General features: G+C 37.2%; 19 protein-coding genes. 18 read left to right on the top strand and 1 reads right to left on the bottom strand.

From position 1 onward, the window contains the following. Positions 1-76 precede the first annotated feature (76 nt). A complete protein-coding gene (tkt, locus tag APRE_RS08275) occupies positions 77-2,065 on the top strand; it encodes a transketolase (protein WP_015778533.1) in 1,989 nt (662 codons plus the stop codon). 80 nt (positions 2,066-2,145) lie between these two features. Here tkt and APRE_RS08270 read toward each other — a convergent pair whose 3' ends face one another. Continuing rightward, positions 2,146-2,838 (bottom strand): GntR family transcriptional regulator, encoded by a 693-nt coding sequence (locus APRE_RS08270; RefSeq protein WP_015778532.1) that lies wholly within the window; start codon positions 2,836-2,838, stop codon positions 2,146-2,148. 126 nt (positions 2,839-2,964) lie between these two features. On the opposite strand from APRE_RS08270, the gene APRE_RS08265 reads away from it, so the two are divergent. The 17 genes from APRE_RS08265 (at position 2,965) to APRE_RS08185 (ending at position 26,281) form a co-directional block, all read left to right on the top strand. Then, the gene (locus APRE_RS08265; RefSeq protein WP_015778531.1) at positions 2,965-3,981 is read left to right on the top strand and encodes a zinc-binding alcohol dehydrogenase family protein; all 1,017 of its coding nucleotides are present in this window, start codon (positions 2,965-2,967) and stop codon (positions 3,979-3,981) included. 19 nt (positions 3,982-4,000) lie between these two features. After that, positions 4,001-5,008 carry a TRAP transporter substrate-binding protein gene (locus tag APRE_RS08260; protein ID WP_015778530.1) on the top strand — a complete coding sequence of 336 codons (1,008 nt, stop codon included), beginning with the start codon at positions 4,001-4,003 and terminating at the stop codon, positions 5,006-5,008. 9 nt (positions 5,009-5,017) lie between these two features. Further along, the gene (locus APRE_RS08255; protein ID WP_015778529.1) at positions 5,018-5,551 is read left to right on the top strand and encodes a TRAP transporter small permease; all 534 of its coding nucleotides are present in this window, start codon (positions 5,018-5,020) and stop codon (positions 5,549-5,551) included. Beyond that, positions 5,548-6,837, top strand: coding sequence for a TRAP transporter large permease (locus APRE_RS08250; protein WP_015778528.1), 1,290 nt, complete (start codon positions 5,548-5,550; stop codon positions 6,835-6,837). Before APRE_RS08255 ends, APRE_RS08250 begins: the two co-directional genes overlap by 4 nt. Positions 6,838-6,956: 119 nt before the next feature. After that, on the top strand, positions 6,957-8,588 hold the full coding sequence (locus tag APRE_RS08245; protein ID WP_015778527.1) for a DUF4091 domain-containing protein: 1,632 nt from the start codon (positions 6,957-6,959) through the stop codon (positions 8,586-8,588). Beyond that, complete coding sequence (locus tag APRE_RS08240; RefSeq protein ID WP_015778526.1) at positions 8,575-10,680, top strand: GH92 family glycosyl hydrolase; 2,106 nt, start codon at positions 8,575-8,577, stop codon at positions 10,678-10,680. The genes APRE_RS08245 and APRE_RS08240 overlap by 14 nt, the downstream gene beginning before the upstream one ends. After that, positions 10,677-13,958: a glycoside hydrolase family 2 TIM barrel-domain containing protein gene (locus tag APRE_RS08235; protein ID WP_015778525.1), complete on the top strand. Its 3,282-nt coding sequence runs from the start codon at positions 10,677-10,679 to the stop codon at positions 13,956-13,958. The genes APRE_RS08240 and APRE_RS08235 overlap by 4 nt, the downstream gene beginning before the upstream one ends. 50 nt (positions 13,959-14,008) lie before the next feature. Next, complete coding sequence (locus APRE_RS08230; RefSeq protein ID WP_015778524.1) at positions 14,009-14,575, top strand: chromate transporter; 567 nt, start codon at positions 14,009-14,011, stop codon at positions 14,573-14,575. Beyond that, positions 14,565-15,116 (top strand): chromate transporter, encoded by a 552-nt coding sequence (locus APRE_RS08225; RefSeq protein ID WP_015778523.1) that lies wholly within the window; start codon positions 14,565-14,567, stop codon positions 15,114-15,116. The genes APRE_RS08230 and APRE_RS08225 overlap by 11 nt, the downstream gene beginning before the upstream one ends. 95 nt (positions 15,117-15,211) lie before the next feature. After that, on the top strand, positions 15,212-16,486 hold the full coding sequence (gene larA, locus APRE_RS08220; RefSeq protein WP_015778522.1) for a nickel-dependent lactate racemase: 1,275 nt from the start codon (positions 15,212-15,214) through the stop codon (positions 16,484-16,486). 646 nt (positions 16,487-17,132) lie between these two features. After that, positions 17,133-18,797: a glycoside hydrolase family 13 protein gene (locus APRE_RS08215; protein ID WP_015778520.1), complete on the top strand. Its 1,665-nt coding sequence runs from the start codon at positions 17,133-17,135 to the stop codon at positions 18,795-18,797. 308 nt (positions 18,798-19,105) lie between these two features. Then, a complete protein-coding gene (locus APRE_RS08210; protein ID WP_015778519.1) occupies positions 19,106-20,686 on the top strand; it encodes a mannitol dehydrogenase family protein in 1,581 nt (526 codons plus the stop codon). A gap of 16 nt (positions 20,687-20,702) precedes the next feature. Further along, a complete protein-coding gene (uxuA, locus tag APRE_RS08205; protein ID WP_015778518.1) occupies positions 20,703-21,773 on the top strand; it encodes a mannonate dehydratase in 1,071 nt (356 codons plus the stop codon). A 159-nt stretch (positions 21,774-21,932) separates the two neighbouring features. Next, the gene (uxaC, locus tag APRE_RS08200; protein WP_015778517.1) at positions 21,933-23,339 is read left to right on the top strand and encodes a glucuronate isomerase; all 1,407 of its coding nucleotides are present in this window, start codon (positions 21,933-21,935) and stop codon (positions 23,337-23,339) included. 15 nt (positions 23,340-23,354) lie between these two features. After that, entirely contained in the window at positions 23,355-23,981 is a 627-nt protein-coding gene (locus APRE_RS08195; protein ID WP_015778516.1) for a bifunctional 2-keto-4-hydroxyglutarate aldolase/2-keto-3-deoxy-6-phosphogluconate aldolase, read from the top strand. Continuing rightward, the gene (locus APRE_RS08190) at positions 23,981-25,006 is read left to right on the top strand and encodes a sugar kinase (RefSeq protein ID WP_015778515.1); all 1,026 of its coding nucleotides are present in this window, start codon (positions 23,981-23,983) and stop codon (positions 25,004-25,006) included. Before APRE_RS08195 ends, APRE_RS08190 begins: the two co-directional genes overlap by 1 nt. A gap of 105 nt (positions 25,007-25,111) precedes the next feature. Beyond that, entirely contained in the window at positions 25,112-26,281 is a 1,170-nt protein-coding gene (locus tag APRE_RS08185; RefSeq protein WP_015778514.1) for a Gfo/Idh/MocA family protein, read from the top strand. The last annotated feature ends 3 nt before the right edge of the window (positions 26,282-26,284 follow it).

Here is a 26,284-nt window from a genome sequence, read left to right as displayed (position 1 = left end):
AAGACCTTTTATATTTCTAAAAAATGTGAAAATTTATAGTAAAGTATAAGGTAGAAAGAATTATAAAGGAGAGCAAATGTTTAATAAAAATGATAGGTTAGCAGTAAATGCTATAAGAGCTTTGTCCATAGCTCAAATAGAAAAGGCCAACAGCGGACACCCAGGTCTTCCAATGGGAGCAGCTCCTATGGCTTATGTTTTGTATAACAAGATTCTTAAGGCAAATCCAGAAAATGCGAACTGGTTCGATAGGGATAGATTTATCCTATCAGCAGGCCACGGTTCATCCATGCTTTATTCCTTGCTTCATCTTTCAGGCTACAGGCTTTCCATGGATGAACTTAAGGAATTTAGACAAATTGGTTCCTTAACTCCAGGCCATCCTGAGTATGGTCATACCGAAGGAGTTGAGGTTACAACGGGTCCTTTGGGACAAGGTATAGCCCAAGCGGTAGGAATGGCAATGGCTGAAAAGCACATGGCTGCCCTCTATAACAAGGAAGAAGCTAAGATAATCGACCATTACACCTACGCTTTGTGTGGAGATGGAGACCTAATGGAGGGAGTGTCCTATGAGTCTATGTCTCTTGCAGGCCATCTTAAGCTTGATAAGCTAATCGTTCTTTATGATTCAAACGATATTTGTCTTGATGGTGACCTTAATACATCCTTCTCTGAAAATGTAGAAGCAAGAGTTAAGGCACAAGGCTGGAACTACCTAAGGGTAGAAGATGGAAATGACCTAGAAGCTATCTATGAAGCTATCATTAAGGCAAAAGAAAATACAGACGGACCAACACTTATAGAAGTAAAGACTGTAATTGGTTATGGTTCAGCAAACGCTGGAACTAACAAGGTTCACGGAGCTCCAATTGGGGCAGATGACTTTGCTGCTGCAAAGAAAGTTTACGGTTGGGATTATCCAGACTTTGAAATCCCTGAAGAAGTATATGAAACTTTCAAAAATGGAGTAGGAGCTAAGGGAAAAGAAGCAAATAATAAATGGGAAGAAGATTTAAAATCCTACCAAGAAAAATATCCAGAAGACTACAAGGACCTTATGGCAGGAATCAATAGAGAACTTCCAGCAAACTTCATGGATCAGGTCAAAAAATACGACTCATCAATGAAGGGTCTTGCTACAAGAGCATCTGGTGGAGAAATCATCCAAGACCTTGCTAAAATCACAAGAAACTTCTGGGGTGGATCAGCAGACCTATTCTCATCAAATAAGACAAACATCAAAGACTCCAAGGCCTTCAGAGACGAAAGCCCAGAGGGAAGAAATATCTGGTATGGAGTAAGAGAATTTGCCATGGCTGCTATAGGAAATGGTGTCATGGCCCACGGAGGAAGCTTCCACCACGTGTCTACCTTCTTCGTATTTGCAGACTACTTAAAGGCTGCTGTTAGACTATCAGCCCTATCAGGACTTCCACTAACATATGCAATGACCCACGATTCAGTAGCTGTCGGAGAAGATGGACCAACCCACGAGCCAATCGAGCAACTTGCTATGCTTAGAGCAATACCAAACACCATTGTCCTAAGACCAGCAGATGCTAACGAGACAAGACTTGCTTGGAAAGTTGCCCTAGAAAGCAAAGATAAGCCAGTAGTAATAGCTCTAACTCGTCAAAATATCCCTAATCTCAAAGAAACAGAAGACCTTGATAATATCGACAAGGGAGCCTACATCATAAAAGATGCTGAAAACCCAGACCTAGTATTAATAGCAACAGGATCAGAAGTGGCCCTAGCAATAGAAACTTCTAAGGCCCTAGAAGAAGAAGGAAAGAAGATAAGAGTAGTATCAATGCCTTCTATGGAACTTTTCAGAGCTCAAGATGATTCTTACAAGAAAGAAATCCTTCCAAAAGGAGTAAAGAAAGTATCGATCGAAATGGGAACAACATTCGGTTGGGCAGAATGGACAGGAGCTTGTGGCCTAAACATAGGAATAGACAGATTCGGAATCTCAGGCAAGGGAGACTTAGTACAAGAAGAACTTGGCTTTAGCGTAGAAGCTATTAAAGAGAAAATTGATGAGAGATTTTTTAAATAAGGGAAAATAAAAATATCTAGATATAACAAAGGGGCAATATTCATAATACTTTGTAGTTTGAATATCGCCCTTTTAGTATGTTAATTATTGTTTTTAAAATAGCGTGGATATTTATTCTTTAAGAGATTCATATCATCCACTAGTTCATTTATATGGTATCTTAAAATCTTTGATGCATTTTCTTTATCTTTGTTAATTATGCATGTCAATATATTTTCGTGTTCATCTATATAGTTTGTTTCTCTTATATTAGCTTTTAGCCTAAGAATTCTCATTCTTACTAGATAAGAAGTGTTATCTTCTATAATTGAAGGGATTTTGTTATAACCTAATTCTTCGAAAAGTAGATTATGAAATCTATTATCTAGGGATATCAATTCTTCGATATTATTTGAATAATGGAGTGTTTTTTCTTTTTCTATGATTTCTTTAAAAACATTAAGGTAATCAAGGGAATCTTTATTACATACTTCAATAACAGCTTTTTCTTCAAGGCTTGATCGAAAAAATAACAGCTCCTTACTAACATCAATGTCTAAGTATGAAATGAAAGTTCCTATTTGAGGTTTTACATCAATAAGTAAATTTGATTTTAAATTATAGAATGCCTCTCTTATTGGAGTTCTACTCAAATTTAGAAATTCTGATATTTGGTTTTCGCTAATTTTCTCGCCAGGCTCTAAATTTAGAAACTCTATATTGTAGACCATATTTCTTATTACATATTCTTTAGATTTTTCTTTATTTTTTTTATCCAATACTTTAAAATTCATTTTATCACCTCTTACATTATATCAAAATTAGGGAAAAAAGTCTTGACATATCTTCGGGAAAATGTTAACCTATATTTAACAAGAATACTAGTATACTAGTATTCAAGAAAAATATTGGAGGTATCTATGAAAGCTGTTAGGATTAATAAGGTTGAATATTTAGAAATTGTAGATTTGGAAGAAATTCAAATTGAAGAAGATGATGATATAAAAATAAAAGTAAAATCTGTGGGGATTTGCGGTTCTGATATTGGAATTTATAATGGGACAAATCCCATGGCAGAATATCCAAGAATAATAGGGCATGAGATGACAGGGGTAGTTGAAGAAGTTGGTAACAAAGTAAAAGGTCTTAAAGTTGGTGATCATGTTGCTGTGGATCCTGTTATAAATTGTGGAGAATGTAAAAACTGTAAAAAGGGAAGAGTTAATATATGCGAAAATCTTAAAGTAAGAGGAGTACATGTTGATGGAGGATTCCAAGAAAAAATAGTTGTTAAAGAAAGCCAAGCATATAAACTTGATCCATCTATGCCATGGAATAAAAGTGTACTTGTTGAACCCTTTTCTATAGGTTTCCAAGCAAATAGAAGAGCTAATGTCTCAGAAGGAGATGCTGTTTTTGTAATGGGAGCTGGAAGCATTGGCCAAACCGTTGGTAGAGTTGCTCAATATCTGGGTGCAAAAGTATTTACATCTGACATGGATCCCAAAAAACTTGAAAGAGCTTCTAAGTATGGAATGATTGCTATTGATGCTAGCAAGGAAGACCCAGCAGAAGTTATCAGAGAAAACAATAATGGGAGGCTAGCTGATGTAGTTGTTGATGCAATATGTACACCTAAAACTTTTGAACAAGCTGTAAAATTGGCAGCAAGTGCAGGAACAGTAGTAAATTTAGGATTTTCAACAAAACCTTCAGAAATATGCTCGGTTGATATTACATCTAAAGAGCTTGATATTGTAGGATCTAGGTTGAGTAATAGAAGATTTCCAGAAGTTATAGATGCGTATAACTCAGGAAAATTATCGTTCGATGACTTGGTAAGTCATGAAATGAAGTTTGAAGAAGCTGAAAAAGCTATAAAAATGATAATGGATAAAGATATTTATACAGAAAAAGTCATATTAATTTTAGATTAGTGTTATTTAGGAGTGAATGATGAAAAGGAGTAAATTATTAACCTTTATAATATCATTAGTTTTATTATTTTCATTCTCTTCTTGCGATAATGATACAACAGGAAATGGAGGGCAACTTGTAAAAGTGGCTACAGTTGTTGCTCCTACTCATCCTGTAAATATTGCATTTAGGGAAGTGTTTTTACCAATGATTGAGGAAGAAACAGGAGGAAGATATAATGTTCAATTGTATGATTCAGGAAGGCTAGGTGGCGAGAAACAACTCTTTGATTACACTAGATCAGGTATTATTGAGATTACAGCCGTTGGTACTGTAATGTGGTCTGAGATTGAAATGATGGCTACTCCTGACTTTCCTTTTATTTTTAGAAATGTGAGTCACGCAAGAAAAGTTTATGAAGGAGAAATAGGAGACGAAATCGCACAATATTTAGAAGATAGGGAACCTCTTGAGTTCATGGCCTGGGCTCCAAATGGTGCAAGGGTTTTCTCATCTTCAAAGGATTTAAAATCAATTGATGATTTTAAGGGACAAAAGTTAAGAATGCCTAATAACCCTATACATGTGAAGTTAGCTGAATCACTAGGAGCTAATGTTGTAATAATGGATATGAGCGAAGTATTTACTTCTCTTGAACAAGGAGTAATAGAGGGTCAGGATAATCCTTTGTCAACGTTTAGACAAGAGGGATGGTATACAGTTTCTAAAGATATATATGAAACAAATCACATGGTATCGTCTATTGAAATATTAGGTAATGATGAGTTTCTAGAAAGTTTGCCAGAAGAAGATAGAAAAGTTTTTGAGAAAGCAGCGAAATTAACAGCTCAGAGGGCTTGGGATATATATGAACAAAGTATAGAAGATGATAAAATATTTTTAAAAGAGCAAGGAATAAATATTACCGAACCAAGCGAAGAAGAGTATAAGAAAATGAGAGAAATGGCTAAACCAGTTTATGACTACCTATATGATAAGTATGACTGGGCAGAAGATCTTGTTGAAAGAATTCAGGAAGTAAAATAGGAGAAGTATATGAAGAATTATAATAAATTTTTTAAATTCATAGATATATTTCTAGGAATTATGATGGGGATAATGGTTGTTTTTGTATTTCTTAATGTAATATTAAGATTTGTTTTCAATACAGGTCTAGCATCTTCTGAAGAAGTTTCAAGATACACGTTTGTTTTTATGACTTTTATAGGCGCCATTGTTGCCATGAGAGAAGGAGAACATTTATCTGTAGATATGCTTGTGAAGAGATTTCCTAAAAAAGGCCAACTTATTTCTAGCATAATTGTAAACGTTATTATTTTAATAATGATGACTATACTAACTTTAGGGTCAGTAAAAATGGTAGTTCAAAGTAGTGGTGCAAAAACAGCAGTGTTAGGTTTACCTTTCTCATTTTTATATTCAATTTGTATATTATCTGGTGTATGTATAGGAGTATTAGCAATAGAAAAGATATATATTGCTATAAAACATCCAGAAGATTTTAAGTTAGAAGAGAATGACTATATCGAAAAAGAGTTTACAAACGATTATAAGGAGATTGAACAATGACCCTATTAGTATTTATAATATCATTATTAGGATCGATGGCGATAGGCTTACCAATTGCATTTGCTTTGATATTTAGTGGTGTAAGCATGTTAGCTTATCTAAACGGATTTGATGTTCAAATAATTTCTCAAAATATGTTCAATGGAGCTGATAGTTATTCTATGATGGCCTTGCCATTCTTTATGTTAGCAGGAGATCTTATGAACAGAGGTGGCCTTACTAATAGACTTGTTAATGCTGCAAGTGCTTGGGTAGGCCATTTTAGAGGTGGATTAGGTTATGTAACAATAATAGCAACACTATTATTTGCTAGTATGGTTGGATCAGCTGTTGCATCTACTGCTGCTTTAGGAGGGATTTTAATCCCTATGATGGTTAAGGCTAATTATGATAGGGAGGATGCTACAGGACTTGTTGCTGCTTCAAACTTATTATCGCCGATAATGCCACCATCCGCTCCAATGATAGTTTTAGGCGTTACAGCAAGTATACCTGTTTCACATTTATTTTTAGCAGGAGTTGCTCCAGCAATATATATATCCGCTGGCTTAGCGATAATGTGGTTTATAGTAGCTAAAAAAAGAAACATAGCCCCATTGCCAAAAGAACCCTTTGAAGAAAGAATGAAGGCGACTAGGGATGCAATTTGGGCAATATTAATGCCAGTTGGTATTTTAGTTGGACTTCAAACAGGAGTTTTCACTCCTACGGAAGCAGGTGTTGTCGCAGTAGTTTATTCATTAATTATAGGACTAGTTGTTTATAGAGAGTTAAACTTTAGAGATTTATTAGATGGATTAATATCTTCTGCTAAATCTTCAGCTGCTATTATGTTTTTAGTTGCAGCTTCAGCTATTTCTTCTTGGGTAATGACTGTTGCGAATATTCCGGTTTTAGTTTCAAACTTACTTCATCCTTTTGTAGGAAGCCCTAGAATTTTGATGCTTATTATATTGGGATTAATTTTGATAATAGGAACCGCAATGGATGTAAATCCTACTATACTAATTTTAGCTCCTGTAGTACTACCAGTTATTAAAGAAGCAGGTATTAATGAAGTTTACTTTGGTGTTGTATTTGTTATATCAATAGTAATGGGATTGCTAACTCCTCCAGTTGGAACGGTTCTTAATGTGGCTAGTGCTGCAGGTGGAATCACTATGGAAAAGGTTGTGAAATCAGTATTACCGTTTTTAATTGTAGAAGTTATTATAATTCTATTAATGATAATATTTCCACAAATAGTAATAGTTCCTTTTGAGTTACTATCAGGTGTTCAGGTATAATTATATTTATAACAAATAGATTTCTGATAAATTTAAGGTGCGTCTTAATTGGCGCATCTTTTTTTCTTTACAAAAAAACCTTTTCTCTGCTAGAATAGTATTTACACAGGGAGGATTTTATGGGAGATTGTAAGCTTGAACTTTTTGAGGTAAGTCCTTACGTTAGGGGAGACTTTACTTATGAAAATATTGATTATGCCTATAGGGGAGATTTGTTTTCTGCTTCTTTTATTATAGAGAATCTTTCGTCAGAGAGTTTATCTGTCAAGATTGAGCCTTCTTCTTTAAGATCTTCCGAATCTTATATTCCTTCGGATTTTATTTCTATAAGGATTCTTGAAAAAGCAAGAGGCCATATAGGAAGAGGGTATGATAGGACTCTTATGCCAGATTTTCCAAAGCTTGAGCTCGATGATATTATAGACTATAAATCTTCAGCTAGAATAAGAGCCAATTCGTCCCTTAGGTTTTTCTATTATGTAAATTTCCCTAAAGATGCTAAACCAGGCTTATATAAGGGTAAAATTAATATTTATCATAATGAATCTAATTTTGAATTAGAGTTTTCGGTTAGGCTCTTAGACCTTTGTAGGGAGGAATCATCTTTTGATATAAATCTTTGGCAATATCCCTTCTCTTCTTATAGATTTTACGAGCTTTCCGAGAAAGAATTGTTTTATAAAAGGCACTTGGACATTTTAAGAGAGCATCTTCTCTTGTACAAGACACTTTCTGGAAGGACTCTTACTACAAGCATAGTAGATGAACCCTGGGCCCATCAGACTTATGACGATAGCCCTTCTATGATTAGAAAAGTTTTAAAGGGTGGAGGATATGATTTTGATTATTCCTACTTCGATAGCTTTGTTAATCTTGCAAAAAGCCTTGATATGCTTGATAAGATCTATGCCTTTTCTCTCATAAGTTGGGATGATGATACAAAGGATAAGGAGTATTGGCAAAGGTTTTTGCCGGATTTTATAGAGCATTTGGATGAGTTAGGATATTTTGACAAGACTTATATAGGAATTGATGAAAGAGACGAGGGGGAAGTAAGGGATGCTATATATTTTCTTTCAAATTTCAAAAACAAGGATGCTAAAACTTTTAAAATCGCCTATCAAACTTCTTTTGACAAAGATAATATCAAGCTTTTCGATAGGATAGAGGATATCTCCTTTATCTTATCTAGTGTAGATGAAGACTGCCTAGCTTATGTTAGAGCTAGGAGAAGGAGGGGGCTTTTTACAAGTCTTTATACTTGTACAGGAGTATTTCCCAACACTTTCCTTTACTCAGAGCCTTTTGAGGCGACTTGGCTTATTATTTTTTCCTATATAAATGGCTTCGATGGATTCTTAAGATGGGCTCTTGACGCTTGGGTTGAAGATCCTAGGCTAGATACGAGCTTCTTTCTTTGGGAAAGCAGGGACTCCTTTCTCATATATCCGTCTAAGGATAAGAGGGAAAATAAGCCTAGCCCTAGCCTAAGTTTTGAAGGAATGAGGCTTGGTCTTATGATGGTAGAGAAAATAGCATTTATTAGAAGGACCTTGACGGGAAATATCTTGGAACAATTTGAAAAAGAGATGCCTCGATTAAGAGCAAAGACTTCCTTCGAAAATGAATATGGAGCAAGAGTTTCTAGCAAAGATGAGCTAGAGAAAGTATTAGGAGAAGTAGAATTGATTTCAAGATTGATTTATAAATACAGCAAGATTATTGAAGAGGGATGCTATGAAAATTATTGATGAAATATTAAAAGATATAAGATACACGGATACTAGGATAGGGACAGCTTCTGTGAGAGACTTCTCTAATGGCAATACCCTCCCCTTGTGTGGGCTGCCCCATGGAAACAATTATCTTACATTGATGACTAGGGATGATGGAAGTTTCTTCTTTCATCCAGAAGATGAAGATCTCCTTGCCTTTCGTATAAGCCATCAGCCTAGTCCTTGGATGGGAGATTTTTCCTATATCAATATCCTCCCCTACACTGATAATGAAAATATAAGTTATGACATAGAAAAATCATTATTTAGACCGAATTTTCTTAAAATTTCTTACAAGAAAGGGACAAGCGTCCTAGCTTCTATAATGGATTTGGGAGGAGTGATTAAGTCTTGTGGAAACTCTTCTTTTAAGATATTTGCAAAGGGTCTAAGTTTAGAGAAGGATGGAGACTTCCTAGAAGGCTTTGTAAGTAATTACGCAGCTTGTGAGGATAAGAATCTTAAGATGTATATCAGAATTGGTCTATCAAATGAATTTGAGTTTTCTTTCGAGAAAGGATGCTACTATGTAAAGACAAGTAGTGAGGATCTTTTTCTTAAGTTTGCAACGTCTTTCATCTCAACTGATCAAGTGAGATATAATTATGAGAAAATCCCTGATGATCTTGAAATTATTATCGAAGAATCTAAAAAGGCTTGGGATAAATATTTGGATATCTTTCAAATAGAAGACACCGACTACGAGGATAATTTCCAAAAATTTACCCCTTACAAGAAGATAGACAAGATCAAGTTTTTCTACCATGCAGTCTACAGAGCCTTCCTATTTCCTATGAAATTCTTTGAGCAAGATAAGGGAAAACAGGATATCTATTACGATACCCATTCTAAATCCGTAAAAAGGGGAAAGTTTTATACAAATATTGGCTTTTGGGATGGACAGAAGACCCTCTTTCCCCTCCTTAGTCTAGTAGCAAAAGACGACCTGTCTGATATTCTAGAAGGAATACTGAACTTCTACCGTGATACTGGCTATCTTCCAAAGTGGCTTTCACCAGATGAGAGGGGGCTTATGCCAGGAACCTTGGTTGAAAATGTGATTGCTGATGCCCTTACTAAGGGAATTGCTATCGATAAGAAGGAAATTTTCCTAAAAGCCTTGCTGGATGCAGCTGAAAAGGAAGCTGAAGATGATAGATATGGTCGTTTCAAGGCCAAAACTTACAGGAAGCTGGGATATGTTCCATCAGACTTCCACGAATCTGTAAATCAGACTCTAGATAATAGCATGGCGGATTTTTCTATAGGAAGGGTCGCAGAGCTTTGCGGTAAAGAGGACTTGGCAGAAAAGTACTACTCATACTCCAGAAATTGGGAGAAGCTCTTTGATTACGAGACTAAGTTTCTTAGGGCAAAGAATAGAGAAGGAAATTTTGTAGGAGATTTTGATCCGCTTTCCTGGGGTTCTCCCTACACAGAAGGTTCAGCCTTCCAGAATTCCTACAATTGCTACCATGACTTTCCTAGATTGATAGAGCTTTTTGGAGGAGAAGATAATTTTGAAGATAGACTTGATCAGATGATAAATGCGGATTCTAGGTATAATGTAGGATCTTATGGATATGATATCCATGAAATGATCGAGATGAGTGATGCCCATTTTGGTCAATTTGCCATATCGAACCAACCTTCCTTTCATCTTCCTTACCTATACAATTTAGTCGGAAAGTATTGGAAGAGTGAAATTTTAGTAAAGACTTTGATGAGAGATTATTTTTCCTATAACTTTAGGGGTTTTCCTGGAGATGAGGATAATGGGTCTATGGCATCTTGGTTTATCCTATCGGCTATGGGAATTTATCCTATCGCTCCAGCAAGTGGATTTTATGAAATGGGCATAAGCCTTTTTGATAAGATGAAGGTGAAGCTTTCTTCAGGAAATACTATAGAAATCAGGACTGAGGAAAACTATCCCCACAAGAATTTTGTCAAAGATATCAAAGTAGACGGGAAAATCTTAGGAGGAAAAAGAATAAGTCACGAGGACTTTATAAGGGCGAGGGAGATAGTCTTTAGCTTGAATATACTTCCGGAAGGGATACTATGAAAAGTAAATATTATATAGAAAAAATAGATACTAATCAAAGAAGAATCAATCTTAATAAGTCCTGGAAATTTGCTTTAGGAGATATTCCAGGATTTTACAAGAACTTCTTCGACGATTCTTCCTGGGATTATATAGACCTACCCCACGATTACTCGATAGCTAGACCTTATTCTAAGGCGGGAGAGGCCCAGTCTGCCTATAAGCTCGGAGGAGTGGGGCTTTACAGGAAAAGTTTTATTATAGAGGATAAAAAGAGAGCTAAACTTTCCTTTGATGGAATCTACTGTGATGTAGAAGTTTTCTTAAATGGTAGGAAATTGGCTTGCCACCACCATGGATACAGTCCCTTTCTAATCGATATCACTGATTTCCTTTATTATGATAGGGAAAATATTTTGGCTATCAAAGTTGATAATCCGATTCCTACTAGCCGTTGGTATTCTGGTTCTGGAATTTATAGAGATGTAGATCTCATCCTTACAAACGACATAGCCTTTGATGAAGTTAGGATTGATGATTATGGTTTAGAAGATAAGAAAGGAGAGATCGACCTAGAAATCAGGTCTTTTATTTCAAACAAGAGTAACGTTGATGAAGAAATTATCCTTGAACATAAGCTTATCTACAAGAATATATTAGTTGAAAGATATAAATCAGAAGTCTTTTACATAAAAGCTATGGGAGAGATGGAAGTTAAGGATAGATTTCCTATTTCCTACCCAAGGCTTTGGAGTGTGGATAATCCCGAGCTTTACAAGATAGAATCTCTTATAAAATACAAGGGAAAAATAATTGATAAAATTACGAGTAACTATGGCTTTAGATACTTTACTGCTACATCTTCTAGAGGTTTTTCCTTAAATGGAAAGTCCATAAAGTTAAAGGCAGTCTGCCTCCACCACGATCAGGGGGCTCTTGGAGCGGCCGATTATTATAGGGCAATCCTTAGGCAAGTTCTGCTTATGAAGGATATGGGAGCAAATGCAATAAGAATCACCCACAACCCAGGCAGTAAGAAGTTAATCGATATAGCAAACAAGGAGGGCATCCTCCTTATAGAAGAAATATTCGATGGATGGATTTTGGATAAGAATAATAATTACAAGGATTATTCTAGGTATTTTGCCCAAAAAATTGGAGAAAATAAGCTCATAAATGCGACTTGCGACATGACTTGGGGAGAATTTGACTTAAAGGAGACCTTAAGAAGAGATTATAATGCCCCATCAATCATAGCCTACTCCTTGGGCAATGAAATTTTGTGCGGGACTAACCAGACTAGGAGCAAGGAATATCCTAGTCTTGCCAGAGATTTGATAAGCTGGGCAAGAGAGCTTGACCAGAAAAGATTTCTAACTATAGGGGATAATTCCCTAAGAGATGGCTACGATAAAAACTTAGTCGAGATCGAAGAAGAACTTACAAGATCTAAGGGCCTTGTCGGTCTTAACTATTGCGATGGGGATAAATATGATAAAATCCACAAAGACCACCCTAACTGGATTCTCTGGCAGTCAGAATCTGCTTCATCAGTTAACTCTAGGGCTTGTTATGATAGGTTGGGAGATGATCTAAGAGAAGATATGCGTCTTACTTCCTATGATGAATCCAAAGTCGCCTGGGGAAATCTTGCAGCAGAAGCCTGGTTTGATGTAATAAACCGCGACTTTGTAATGGGAGAGGCTGTGTGGACGGTCTTTGATTATCTAGGTGAGCCAACTCCCTACAATGGCATAGAAAGGGGAGCACCCTACGGATTTCCTGCTCCTAGATCTTCCTTTTTCGGCATAGTTGATACGGCGGGATTTCCCAAAGATTCCTACTATCTCTATAGGGCCTTGTGGAATGAAAAGGATACAACAACCCATATTCTTCCTTCCTGGAATGCTAAAGAGCTAGGAGACTTGGCGGAAAATGTACCGATTGTTGTTTACACTAATGCTTATGCTATTGAGTTGATATTTACTGATGAAGATGGGAATATTAAATCTTTGGGAAAGAAATACATGGAGAAAGTTAGGACTGAGAGAGGATTTAGTTACAAGAAGGTCAAGGGAGAAGATGGTCCGAGATCTCTTTATATGACTTGGCATATGCCTTATGAAAAGGGAGAGATCTCTGCCATATCCTTTGATGAAAATGGCAAAATCATAAGAAATACGGTAGGAAGATCTAAGGTTAAAACTCCTACTGAGGATACTTTTATAAAGTTAGAGGCCTTTTATCCTTCTATGGGAGAAAAACGAGAGGGAATTAACTTCATTACTATAGACCTTGTAGATGAAGATGGGAATATCAAATCTAGCGCATTAGATGAAATATCAGTAGAAGTATCAGAAAACGCAGAGCTTCTTGCCCTGGATTCAGGACTACAGGCTGACTTCGAACTCTTTGCGACTGATAAGAAAAGGGCCTATGGAGGAAGGCTCCTTGCCATAGTTAAGGCAAAAGGTCCCGGTCCTCTTAAGCTTAAAGCCTCTGGCCAAAATTTAAGACAGACAGAGCTTACAATCCCTGTTTGGGGAGAATTTCACAAAAGAAATAGTCTAGTTTATGATAAGTATCTGATAAATTCTTCGCCCGAAGATCTTAATCTTGAAGCCAATAAGAAAATTACATGGAAGCTAATAGAAAAAGGTAAGTATCATAGGAGCTATGTGGGAGATTGTGAGAGCGGACCGATCAATACCTACGTCCTAGATATAAAGGGAGAGATGAAGCTAGTAGATTATGAAATGGGAATTTTCGAAGAAGAGCTACCAATCTTTCCTAAATCCCTTCCCCTAGTAGATGAGGAAGGACAAATCTATTATCATGGCAAGGAGATAAGCTATGATGATTTTGATGAGGAAAAATTTAGGAGAGAGGGTTTTGTAAGAACTAGGGCAAGGCTTAAACTCCTAGGGAAAAATTATAAATCTTCTGTTAGTGTAAGAAAGCTAGTAGAAAGATACAGGAAAGATGCCTACATAGAGGATTTCGCCCTAGAAAAAAGGGTTAGTGAAGATGAGATATACTTTGCCTACGATACCCAGCAGATTTTTGGAGAAATTGAGATCTATCCGCAAGGATTTTTTTCTGATTTTAGATTTTTCATAGGAGAAAGTGAGAATGAAGGAAGCTTCAAGGAGATTAGGGCTAATAAGATAGTAAAAGATTCTTCTAAGACTACTTTTACCTTCGAGAAATTTCCTGCAACATTTATCAAAATTATAGGCGATGTAAGAAATATTAGCAAAGTAAGACTTAGGTCTATGAAGATTAAAGTGGAAGAATAGAAGAAGATCTTGGGAATCGGTAGAATATATAGAGAAAGAAAAGAGGTAGTATGGAAGAAAAGAAAAGTTTGTGGCAACTATTTAAGTCCACCCTGTATCTGTCCGCCTTTACCTTTGGCGGAGGTTATGTAATAATTTCACTGATGAAGGATACCTTTGTAGATAAGCTAGGTTGGCTAAAAAAGGACGATATGTTGGATATGACTGCTATTGCCCAGTCGGCTCCTGGAGCTGTCGCTGTAAATGCAGCTGTCGTAGTAGGCTATGAGACTTTTGGCATCTCCGGTATGCTTGTAGCAATCCTTGCGACTATTATTCCGCCCCTAGTGATTATCTCTACGATTTCTGTTTTTTACAAGGCCTTTATAGCCAATAAATTTATAGCGACCTTCCTTAAGGGAATGCAGGCAGGAGTCGCAGCCCTTATCTTTAAGGTAGTCATAGATATGACAAAAGATCTCTTGAAGATAAAGTCCAAAACCCTCCTTCTAGTAATGGCCTTAAGCTTTGTGGCAGGATCTTTCTTTAAGATTAATATTGTCTACATCATCCTAACTTTGATTTTTGTAGGCCTTATTTATTCGTGGAAGAAGAAAGGAGAAAGCCGTGCTTCTTGACTTATATTTGACCTTCTTTAAGGTGGGACTTTTCTCCTTCGGTGGAGGTTACGCTGCCCTTCCTATAATCCAGCAGGAAGTAGTCGGGGCAAATTCCTGGCTAAGTTTGTCTGAGTTTAACGATCTTATTACCATAAGTCAGATGACTCCAGGACCTATTGCCGTAAATTCTGCGACCTTCGTGGGAGTGAGGGTAGGAGGCCTTCTTGGAGGGCTTGTCGCAACCCTAGGTTGTGTGACGCCTTCAGCGATAATTGTTGGAATTTTGGCCTATTTTTACAAAAAATACAAGGACCTAGATTCGATTTCCAATGTCTTATACTTCCTTAGACCTGCTATAATTTCTATGATTTTAATAGCTGGCGTAGATATACTTATGACTGCCTTATTTGATACAAGAGCAATTGCTTTAATGAATCTAGACTATAAGATGCTAGGGCTTTTCGTATTTACCTTAATATTAATGGTCAAAAAGGATATAGATCCTATTAAGTTAATGCTTGCATCTGGAGCTATCTATCTTCTGATAAGTTTGATATAAAAGAGGGGACTTGATAAAAAATTTGCATATCGAGTCCTAATTATATATAATAAAAGAAAAGCTTTTCATGAAGAGAAGCAAACAAAGGAGTTTTTATGAAAATCAAATTACCTTATGGCAAAACATTCCAAGAAATAGAAGTTGACGATTCAAGAATTCAAGGGATATTAACATCCCACCTAGAAGAATACCATCCAGAAGATGACCAACTTACAATCGTAAAAAAAGCTATGGCAAGCCCCATCGAATCTAAAAAATTAAAAGAGCTTGCTGTCGGCAAGGATAAGGTTGTCATCCTCATAAGCGATCATACAAGACCAGTTCCAAGTAAATACATACTCCCCCTAATGCTTGCTGAAATTAGAGAGGGAAATCCAGATGCAGACATAACCCTACTAGTAGCAACAGGTTGCCACAGAAATTCTAAGAAGGAAGAATTGATATTTAAATTAGGCGAAGAGATTTATAATAATGAAAAAATCTACATCCACGACTGTGATGATGAAGACATGCTCGTAACCCTAGACGAAAAGCTTCCTTCAGGTGGAGATATCGTAGTAAATAAACTAGCTGCTGAGGCAGACCTTCTAGTAGCAGAAGGTTTTATCGAACCACATTTCTTCGCAGGATTTTCTGGAGGAAGAAAGTCAGTTTTCCCTGGTTGCTGTTCTAGAAAGGCTGTAATGTACAATCACAACTCAGAATTTATCGACAGCCAATACTCAAGAACAGGAAATCTCGAAAACAATCCAATCCATAAGGACATGGTTGCAGCAGCCAGAGCCTTAGGACTTTGCTATGTAGTTAATGTTGTAATCAATTCAGAAAAGAAAGTAATCCATGCAGTAGCAGGTGATCTCGAGAAGGCTCACGAGGCTGGAACAGATTGGCTAAAGGATAAGGCTGGAGTTGAAAGAAAAGAAGCAGACATTGCCATTACATCAAACGGTGGCTACCCACTTGACCAAAATATCTACCAAACAGTTAAGTCAATGACAGCAGCAGAAGCGACCCTTAAAGATGATGGAGTAATCATAGTTTGTTCAGAATCAGGAGATGGTACTGGAGGAGATGCCTTCCACAATGCCTTCCTTGAAGAAAGAGATGTAGAAAAACTCTACAAGAAATTCCTCGATACTCCAAAAATCGAAACTATACCAGACCAATGGGAATCACAAATCCTATGTAGGATTCTCCTAAAGGCAAAAGCAGTAATCTACGTATCAGATTATGATCCAAAGACCCTAGAAGACTTCCACTTTATCCCAGTCAAAACTCTAGACGAAGCAATGGAAAAAGCAGATGAATTAATGGGCAAAGACAGCACAGTTACAGTTATACCAGACGGTATTGCAGTTATAGTAAAATAAAAAATTAAGCCGACTTATAAGGCTCGTCATTTTTTAAAAGAGTAAAAAACAATTTATAGTGGTAAAAAACAATTCTAAGGTGTATAATAGTTGTGACTAAAAGAGTAAAGTTCAACATGTTGGACACATAAAAAGACTGGAGTAGCCGCTCCAGTCTTTTTTTGGGCTAGTTACTATCTTTATTGCCGTTTCCATCTAGCCACTTGCAGATGTAGTGACTAAGTACACCTGCCATGATAGAAACTGTCAAAGAGTAAAGTAAATTATCCATGTTAGACACCCCCTTTCTGTTACCAGTCTGGGGATAGTAACAATTTAATTATACTCTATAATTGATTATAAGAATTATAATTTTAAAACTTTAGTAATTATGCTTCATATTTTGCGCTTTAAGCGTTTTTAATGTTAAATGCATAATTGTATTGGTAATATCAGTCTTAATTTATCAGATTATAAATATAGTTTAAAAACAAGTCTATATATGTTTATGTATATGTTTAGAGAAAAAAATCCAGTTTTTCTTGTTGAAATTTTCCACATACAAGATTGAGTACATTAAAGTTTTCCAAGCATTAGATCTTAGAAAATTAAAAATAAATTAACTTATAGTATAGTAATCCAAAGAGTAAAGATAAAAGGAGATTTTATGCAAAAAAAGTGGTGGCAGAAGGAAATTGTTTATCAGATTTATCCTAGGTCTTTCAAGGACTCGAACAATGACGGGATAGGAGATATTAGGGGAATTGTTGAAAAACTTGATTACTTGAAGGACTTGGGCATTACTATGATTTGGCTTTGCCCGATTTATAAGTCCCCTATGGCCGACAATGGTTATGACATTTCTGATTATTTCGATATCAATGAAGAGTTTGGCAACATGGAAGACTTTGATCTTTTGGTTGAAGAAGCGAAAAAAAGAGATATCAAGGTCATGATGGACCTTGTCCTAAACCACACTTCCAACGAACATGAGTGGTTTAAGGAGGCGATATCAGATAAGGATAGTCCTTACAGGAATTATTATATAATTAGAGAAGGGAAAGAGCCTCCAAACAACTGGAGATCAATCTTTGGTGGATCTACCTGGACTAAGATTGATGGAGAAGATGCCTATTATCTCCACTCCTTTGCCAAGGAGCAGCCAGATCTCAATTGGGAAAACCCTAAGCTTAGAGAAGAAGTGATTAATATCGTCAATTTCTGGATTGATAAGGGAATTACAGCCTTTAGAATGGATGCAATCAACCACATAAAGAAAGATCCTTCATATAAAAGTGGAGATCCAGACGGGGCTGATGGCAGAGTTTCTGTCGTAAAATTCGGTAGAAATCAAGATGGAGTCGAAGAACTCATAAGGATCCTTTCAGATAATACTTTCAAGATCCACGATTCGATGACTGTGGGCGAGACTGCTGGTCTTTCTTATGACAAGTATGCAAACTACATCGGTGATGATGGGGTATTTTCCATGGTATTTGACTTTATCCCAGCAAACTTCGACGTGGTCGAAGAAACTTGGTACAAGAGACTTGACTGGAAGGTAAGTGACTTTAGAAAGTCAATTTTCGATAGTCAAGAGTCAATCCAAAAATACGGCTGGTCAGCAAATTTCATAGAAAACCACGACCAACCAAGGGCTACTACCAAGATTTTAAGGGAAAAGGACGAGGATATTGATGCTATAAAGATGCTTGGAGGAATTTATTTCTTCTTTAGGGGAACTCCTTATATCTACCAAGGCCAAGAGCTCGGTATGAAAAACTTCGTAAGAGAATCACCAGACGACTTCCAAGACATCCAATCCATAGACTCTTATAAGAGATCGCTTGAAGAAGGATTTAGCGAGAAGGAAGCCCTCTACTTCACCAACCTCAGAAGCAGGGACAACCCAAGAGTTCCTTTCGCCTGGACTAATGAAAAGTACGGAGGCTTCTCAGAAACTAAACCTTGGCTTGCCATGGCCTACGATAATCCTAAAGTAAATGCTGAGGATGAAGAAAAGGATAAGGATTCTGTCCTAAACTTCTACAAAAAAATGATAGACTTTAGGCAAAATAGCCAGTATTCTGATATCCTAATCTATGGAGACTTCAAGCCTTTGGAAGGTTTTGATGATGAAATAATAGCCTACGAAAGAATCCTAGATGGTAAAAAACTAGAAATTATCGCCAACTTCTCAGATGAAGAAAAGAAAATAGAAGCAAGGGGTAAGGATATAATCTTTTCCAACTCAAAGGGAGAGATTGAAGGAGATATCTTAAGCTTAAATCCATATAGTTTTGTAATATTAAAGAATAAAAATAATAAATAACAATTTGAAACGCAAAATTCACTGTCTTACAAGCCTTGGTTTTGCGTTTTGCTTTAATTCTAGAAATCTTCAAAAAAACATTTGACATTCCTTTGACTAAGTGTTATATTAATATCAGATGAAGCTGTAAGCGATTACAATAAGAGATTATCTTTGAAATCTCTCAAAAATTTTTAGCACAAATTGCAACCGCTTACAATACTTTTTGATTAACTTTATTTTTAAGGAGATCAAGAAATTTTACAAGATACGAAACGATTAGGGTATAAGAGTAATAGGAAGCTTTAGCAATTAAAATGGAGGAGTTTATGGAACTAAAACTAGAGAACTTAGATCAAATTCTAGAAAAAGTGGACAAGGGTCCAAAATATGACGTAAAAAAGCTTAGAGAAGAATCAATCAAGGATCCAAAATGGCTCGCTTTTGGTTCAGGTAATATCTTTAGAGGATTTATCGCAAGAGTAAACCAAGACGCAATAAATGCAGGCAAGGAAGATCGTGGAATTTCTGTTGTAGAAACCTTCGATGAAGAAATAATCGAAAAAATCTACAAACCATACGACAACCTAGCCCTATCAGTTACTCTTCACAAGGATGGTAATTTCGATACAAACTTAATAGCCAACCTAGTTGAAGCTCTAACTCTTAAGGATATGACAAGAATTAAAGAGATCGCCATAAATCCTAACCTTGAATTAATGAGCTTTACTATTACAGAAAAAGGCTACAATCTTTACGGTTCAGATGGAGAGCTTATGGGAGTAGTTAGGGAAGATCTTGAAAAAGGACCAGAAGCTAGCAAGCACCTTATGAGTATTGTAACCGCTTTACTAAACCTAAGATATAAGGAAAATGGCAAGGCCCTAACCCTATTGTCAATGGATAATGCAAGCCACAATGGAGATTTAGTCAAAAACTCTGTTATGCTTATAGCTAAGGCTTGGCTAGAAAAAGGCTTCGTGGAAGAAGGATTTATCAAATATCTAGAAGAAAAAATTGCCTTCCCACTTTCTATGATCGATAAGATCACACCAAGACCTGCAGAAGATGTTCAAAAACACCTAGAGGCTCTTGGATTTAGTGGAATGGAAACTGTGGTAACAGACAAGGGCTCCTATATAGCAGGTTTTGTGAACTCAGAAGAAGCTGAGTATCTCGTTATCGAAGATAGTTTCACAAACGGCAGGCCAGCTTTCGAAGAAGGCGGAGTATACATGGCAGATAGGGACACTGTAAACAAGGTTGAAACAATGAAGGTTACAACTTGCCTAAATCCACTTCACACAGTGCTTGCAACTTATGGTTGTGTACTAGGTCATACAAAGATATCAGAAGAGATGGAAGATACTGAACTTGTTAAGCTAATTAAGAAAATCGGCTATGACGAAGGCCTTAAGGTTGTAGTGAATCCAGGAATCATCGATCCAAAAGACTTCATCGACGAAGTAATCAATGTAAGATTCCCAAACAAGTTCATGCCAGATACACCACAAAGAATCGCAACAGACACATCACAAAAGATTCCTGTAAGATTTGGACAGACTATAAAAGGTTATATGAATGATGAGAATCTCGATGTGGCTGACCTTAAGTTTATCCCACTTGCCCTAGCTGGTTGGTTGAGATATCTTCTAGGAGTAAATGATGAAGGAGAAGCTTTCGAGCTTTCAAACGATCCTATGATGGATTATCTAAAAGAAAGTCTTGAAGGAATCAAATTAGGAGACTTCAAGGAAACTGAAGGACTAAAAGATTTACTAAGAAATGAAAAAATCTTTGGAGTAAATCTTGAAGAAGTTGGACTTTCAGAAATAGTTACAAAATATTTTGAAGAATTGTCACATGGCCCTGGAAGTGTAAGAGCTACACTTAAGAAATATCTAGCATAATCAAGGAGATACGCTTATGAAAATGACATTTAGACACTACGGAAATGACGATCCAATCTCACTAGAATATATCGCACAAATTCCTGGAGTTACAGGAGTTATGGTTATGATGAACGAATGGGAAGCAGGAGAAGTTTGGGAGAAGGATGTTTTCCAAGAATACGTTGATAAGTGCCACGCAGTAGGCCTTGATTGTGAAATCATCGAATCAATCAACGTCCACGAAGATATTAAGATGGGTCTTCCAACAAGAGATAAATATATCGAAAACTACAAAGAGTCCCTAAGAAACGTTGCGGCTTGCGGTGTAAAGACAGTAATCTACAACTTCATGCCAGTATTTGACTGGGTTAAGACAGAATTATACAAGGAGCTTCCTGATGGATCTAATACCCTTGCCTTTGACCAAGCCAAGGTAGAAGGCCTTTCTCCAAGAGATATGGTAAATGAAATCCTCGACGGAGCAGGAAACTTCGAACTACCAGGCTGGGAGCCTGAAAGACTCTCTCAACTAGAGGATGTTCTTGAAAAATACAAGGATATTGACGAAGACAAATTAAGAGAAAACTACAAATACTTCCTTGAAGCAATAATCCCAACATGTGAAGAAGTAGGAATCAAGATGGCAGTTCACCCAGACGATCCAGCTTGGCCAATCTTCGATATCCCAAGAATCACATCAACTCCAGAAGATCTAGAAAAAATTGTAAACCTAGTAGACTCTCCATCAAATACCCTATGTATTTGTACAGGATCATTGGGATCTAGAGTTGAAAATGACGTAGCTAAAATAATCGGAGACTTCGCTAAAAGAGGCAAAATAGGAGCGATTCACGCTAGAAACATCAAGTTTACCGGCGAGAAACAATTCTACGAATCAGCTCACCTTTCTAAGTGCGGTTCATTAGATATGTACGCTATAATGAAAGCTCTATACGATGCTGATTTCGACGGCTACCTAAGACCAGACCACGGAAGAATGATCTGGGGCGAAGAAGGAAGAGCAGGCTATGGACTCTACGACAGAGCCCTAGGAGTTGCCTACCTCAACGGTCTATGGGAAGCTATAGATAAAAATAACAAATAGATAATTAAGTTTTTAGACAACTACGAACATAAACCTTTGGTGGTGAGGCTTTTCTTAGGAGAAGTCCTCACTTCATCCGAGGAAATTCTTTTACCTATAATAGACAAAAAATTAACTAAGAATAAAAAAATTAACTAAGAATAAAAGAAAGGAAAACCAATGAAATTCATGACAGAAGACTTTATGCTCCATAATGACTTTGGGAAGAAACTCTATCACAATTATGCGGCTAAGATGCCAATATTTGACTTCCACTGTCACCTTGAAGCTAAGGAAATTTATGAAAACAAAAATATTCCTTCAATAACTGAAGCTTGGCTCGGTGGAGACCACTACAAGTGGAGAGTTATGAGAGCTTGTGGAGTTGAGGAAAAATATATCACAGGTGATGCAGAGGATTTCGAAAAGTTTGAAAAGTATGCGGAAATCATGCCAAATCTTATAGGAAATCCAATATATCACTGGACTCACCTAGAACTTAAGAACTTCTTTGGCATAGAAGAGTGTCTTAACAAGGAAAATGCCAGAGAAATTTATGATAAGTGTAACGAACTTCTAGCAAAAGATGAATTTAGACCAAGAGGACTAATTGAGATGAGTAATGTTGCTGCAGTTTGTACAACCAATGATCCTATAGATGATCTTAAATATCACGAGCTTCTGGCCAAAGATAACTTCAAAGTAAAAGTTCTTCCAGCCTTTAGACCAGATAATGCCCTATACATCGAAAAAGATAGCTTCAAGAGCTATATGGGAGATCTTTCTAAGGCTAGTGGAGTAGAGATTACAAACTTTACAGATATCAAAAAGGCCCTAAAGGCAAGAATGGACTTCTTTAACGAGCACGGAGCTAAGGCAAGCGATCAAGCCTTCAAATACATCCCACATAGAAGATGTGATGAAGAAATCCTAAATAAAATAGTTCAAAAGAAACTAAATGGAGAAGACATTAGCCTAGAAGAGGAAGAAGCCTACAAGACAGAGCTTGTAATCTTCCTTGCCAAAGAATACAAAAAGCTAGACTGGGCTATGGAAATCCATGTTGGAGTAATCAGAAACAATTCCAAGCTAATGTTTGAAAAGCTTGGAGCTGACGTTGGTGGAGATAGCCAAAACGACCTAAACTTCGCAGAAAATCTTGCGGACCTACTTTCTGATTTTGAAGAAAACGAAGGCCTTCCAAGAACTGTAATATTCCCACTTAATCCAAAAGACCAATTCCCAATTGCTACAGTTGGAGGATCCTTTAACAGGGCTAATCCTGATGGTATGCAAAATATCCAACTTGGAACAGCTTGGTGGCATCTTGACCACAAGGATGGAATGATAGAGCAAATGAAAGTATTCTCAAGCGTTGGAGTCCTCTCCAAATTCATAGGAATGCTAACAGACTCAAGAAGCTTCTTGTCCTACCCAAGACACGAATACTTCAGAAGAATCCTCTGCAACTTCATAGGAGAATTAGTAGAAAAAGGCGAATATCCAGCTGACGAAGAATTCTTAGGAAAAGTTGTAGAAGATATTTGTTACAACAACGCAAGAAAATACATCAAAATAGATTTGTAAAAGAAAGAAGGAAAAATGAGCAAAGTAGAAACAATCAGCCAAGTCCTAGACTTAGGAATCGTACCAGTAGTAAGAGCAAACTCAGCAGACGAAGCAATCGAATACTGCAAAGGACTAATCGATGGAGGAATCAACACCCTAGAAGTAACCTTCACAATCCCAAACGCAATCGAAGTCTTCCAAAGAATCCAAAAAGAACTCCCAGCTGACACCCTACTCGGAGCAGGAACAGTCCTAGACCCAACAACAGCAAGACTTGCCATAATGAATGGAGCAAAATTCATAGTAAGCCCATCATTTGACAAAGAAGTAGCCAAAATGTGTAACATCTATAACATCCCATACATGCCAGGCTGCGTAACACCAGCTGAAATGCTAGAAGCCTACAAATACGGAGTAGACATCATAAAACTATTCCCAGGTTCCCTAACAGGCCCATCCTACGTAAAAGCAATCCACGGCCCATACCCACACTTCCAAATCATGCCAACAGGTGGCGTAAGCCTAGACAACCTAGAAGACTGGTTTAAAGCAGGAGTCGTAGCAGTAGGAGCAGGCTCAAACCTAGTAAAAGGCAGCAAAGAAGAGATCACCCAAAAAGCAAAAGAATATCTAGAAAAAATAGCGGAGGTAAGAAAATAATGAGTAAAAAAGTAGTAACCCTAGGCGAAATAATGCTAAGACTATCCACACCAGGATACGAAAGATTCGTCCAAGCAGAAAGCTTTGATGCAATCTACGGAGGCGGAGAAGCAAACGTAGCAGTATCTCTAGCCAACTACGGCTTCGATGCCCACTACGTAACCAAACTACCAAAACATGAAATCGGCCAAGCTGCAGTAAACGCCCTAAGAAGATACGGAGTAAACACAGACTACATCGTAAGAGGCGGAGACAGAGTAGGAATCTACTACTCAGAAACAGGCGCATCAGCCAGACCATCCAAAGTAATCTACGACAGAAGTAACTCTGCCATAGCAGAAGCAAAAGCAGACGAATTCGACTTTGACGAAATCTTCAAAGACGCAGCATGGTTCCACACATCAGGCATAACACCTGCCATCTCAAAAGAAGGTGCAGAAATCACCAAAAAAGCCATGCAAGCAGCTAAAAAAGCAGGAGCTAAAATATCAATCGACCTAAACTACAGAGCCAAACTCTGGAGCCCAGAAGAAGCCCAAAAAGTAATGAAAGATCTAATGCAATACGTAGACGTCTGCATAGGAAACGAAGAAGACGCATCATTATGCTTAGGCTTTACTCCAAAAGGGCTAGACGTAACAAGCGGCAAACTAGACGTAGAAGGCTACCACGAAATCTTCAAACAAATGAAAGAAGAATTCGGCTTTGAAATGATCGCCTCATCCTTAAGAGAATCATACTCAGCAAGTGACAACGGCTGGTCAGCCCTAATCTATGACGGCAAAGACTTCCACCAAGCTCCACAATACGACGTAAGAATCGTAGACAGAGTAGGAGGGGGAGACAGCTTCGCAGCAGGCCTAATCACAGGACTCCTAGATGGTAAAAGCCCTGCAGATGCCCTAGACTTCGGAGTTGCAGCAAGTGCCCTAAAACACACAATCAAGGGAGACTTCAACCACATGTCAAGAGAAGAAGTAGAAAACCTAGTAGGTGGAGACGCATCTGGTAGGGTTCAAAGATAAGAAAGAGAAAATATCTTTAGGGAGGATACTCCCTTCCTAAAGATTATTTTTTAATAAAATGGAAAACGATTATCAATAAAGAGTTAATAAATTTAGGAGGATAAAGTGGCTGATAGAAAATTAAAATTTGGAATTATTGGATACGGAACAGAAGGATCAATGTATGGAAAGTTCGTATCTGAAGGAATGGTAGAGAATGTAGAAGTGGTTGCAGTTTGTGATATTGATAAGGAAAAGCTTGAAAAAGCAAAAGAAGTTTTTCCAGAAGCAAAACTTTATGAAGACTACAAGGAAATGATCGATAGCGGAGAGGTAGAAGGAATCGTAACATGCGTACCTCACTATCTTCACCCAGAAATGGCAATTTATGGCCTAACTCATGGGGTAAATGTACTTAACGAAAAACCAGCTGGTGTTTATACAAAGCAAGTAAAAGAACTTAACGAAGTCGCAGAAAAATCTGATAAGGCTTATGCCCTATTCTTTAATCAAAGAACAAATCCACTATACAGAAAGCTAAAAGAAATCCTCGATTCAGGAGAACTTGGACCAATAAGAAGAACAAACTGGATTATCACAACATGGTGGAGACCAGATGCATACTACAAGCAATCTGACTGGAGAGCTACTTGGGGTGGCGAAGGTGGAGGAGTTCTTGTAAACCAAGCACCACACCAATTAGACCTTATCCAATGGATGACTGGAGCACCTGATAGAGTATACTCAAACGTTCAATATGGTTACCAAAGAGATATAGTTGTAGATGATCAAGTACACTTTATTATGGAATATGACGATGGCAGGACTGGAGTTTTTGTAACCGGTACCAACGAAATAATCGGAACAGACAGACTAGAAATCGTATGTGACGGCGGAAAAATTGTTGTAGATGATTCTAAGAAGGCAACAATCTACAGACTCAAAGAAACAGAAAATGACCTAAACGCTAGAATGACAATAGATGATGTGAAGATGCTCTTTGCAGGTCAAATGAAGATGGATGACTTATTTGAAACAGAAGTCATAGAAGAAAACTCTGTTTGGGGAGGACAACACTGTGAAGTTTTAAGAAACTTTGCTGCTCACGTTCTTGATGGAGAAGAACTTCTTGCAAATGGTGCAGAAGGAATTAATGGAGTAAGACTTGCTAACGCAGTACACCTTTCAAGCTGGTTAGGTAAACCTGTATCAGTTAAAGACTTTGACGATGATCTTTATCTAGAGCTTCTCAACGAAAAAATCAAAGAAGAAGGAAAATTCGAAGAAAGAAAGTAGGAT

It is taken from the genome of Anaerococcus prevotii DSM 20548, from assembly GCF_000024105.1.
In the GTDB taxonomy this organism is placed as follows: domain Bacteria; phylum Bacillota; class Clostridia; order Tissierellales; family Peptoniphilaceae; genus Anaerococcus; species Anaerococcus prevotii.
The sequence above is the reverse complement of the archived record's forward strand: the minus strand, read 5'-3'. Positions and strand labels throughout refer to the sequence as shown.

Coding starts and splice junctions, on each gene's coding strand:
- tkt (WP_015778533.1), top strand. CDS start 77: ATGTTTAATAAAAATGATAGGTTAGCAGTAAATGCTATAAGAGCTTTG.
- APRE_RS08270 (WP_015778532.1), bottom strand. CDS start 2,838: ATGAATTTTAAAGTATTGGATAAAAAAAATAAAGAAAAATCTAAAGAA.
- APRE_RS08265 (WP_015778531.1), top strand. CDS start 2,965: ATGAAAGCTGTTAGGATTAATAAGGTTGAATATTTAGAAATTGTAGAT.
- APRE_RS08260 (WP_015778530.1), top strand. CDS start 4,001: ATGAAAAGGAGTAAATTATTAACCTTTATAATATCATTAGTTTTATTA.
- APRE_RS08255 (WP_015778529.1), top strand. CDS start 5,018: ATGAAGAATTATAATAAATTTTTTAAATTCATAGATATATTTCTAGGA.
- APRE_RS08250 (WP_015778528.1), top strand. CDS start 5,548: ATGACCCTATTAGTATTTATAATATCATTATTAGGATCGATGGCGATA.
- APRE_RS08245 (WP_015778527.1), top strand. CDS start 6,957: ATGGGAGATTGTAAGCTTGAACTTTTTGAGGTAAGTCCTTACGTTAGG.
- APRE_RS08240 (WP_015778526.1), top strand. CDS start 8,575: ATGAAAATTATTGATGAAATATTAAAAGATATAAGATACACGGATACT.
- APRE_RS08235 (WP_015778525.1), top strand. CDS start 10,677: ATGAAAAGTAAATATTATATAGAAAAAATAGATACTAATCAAAGAAGA.
- APRE_RS08230 (WP_015778524.1), top strand. CDS start 14,009: ATGGAAGAAAAGAAAAGTTTGTGGCAACTATTTAAGTCCACCCTGTAT.
- larA (WP_015778522.1), top strand. CDS start 15,212: ATGAAAATCAAATTACCTTATGGCAAAACATTCCAAGAAATAGAAGTT.
- APRE_RS08215 (WP_015778520.1), top strand. CDS start 17,133: ATGCAAAAAAAGTGGTGGCAGAAGGAAATTGTTTATCAGATTTATCCT.
- APRE_RS08210 (WP_015778519.1), top strand. CDS start 19,106: ATGGAACTAAAACTAGAGAACTTAGATCAAATTCTAGAAAAAGTGGAC.
- uxuA (WP_015778518.1), top strand. CDS start 20,703: ATGAAAATGACATTTAGACACTACGGAAATGACGATCCAATCTCACTA.
- uxaC (WP_015778517.1), top strand. CDS start 21,933: ATGAAATTCATGACAGAAGACTTTATGCTCCATAATGACTTTGGGAAG.
- APRE_RS08195 (WP_015778516.1), top strand. CDS start 23,355: ATGAGCAAAGTAGAAACAATCAGCCAAGTCCTAGACTTAGGAATCGTA.
- APRE_RS08190 (WP_015778515.1), top strand. CDS start 23,981: ATGAGTAAAAAAGTAGTAACCCTAGGCGAAATAATGCTAAGACTATCC.